At 63.8% G+C, this 224-nt stretch carries 1 protein-coding gene; it reads right to left on the reverse strand.

All coding sequences use genetic code 11. From position 1 onward, the window contains the following. Positions 1 to 224 (reverse strand): VCBS domain-containing protein (locus R2R70_RS23865; protein WP_410979471.1); only part of this gene is annotated, 224 nt, incomplete at both ends.

Genomic DNA, 224 nt, shown 5'->3' on the forward strand with positions numbered 1-224 from the left:
TCATCGTTCAGTGACTGGACCTCGGCATTGCCGTTGTCCAGCACGTAGCTGTAGCTGCCGTCACTGTTGAGGGTCAGTGTGCCGTAGCTGCCGGCGATCTCGGTACCGGTCGTGTCGTTGACGTTTGCCGCAAGCGCGTCATCGTCCTCCAGAGTGCCTGTCACGACACCGGTGACCGTGGTCGGCGTGTCGCTGCCCAGGGCATCGGCGGCCGCATCGGCATC

The organism is Cobetia sp. SIMBA_158 (genome assembly GCF_046566945.1).
Taxonomy (GTDB): Bacteria; Pseudomonadota; Gammaproteobacteria; order Pseudomonadales; family Halomonadaceae; genus Cobetia; species Cobetia amphilecti.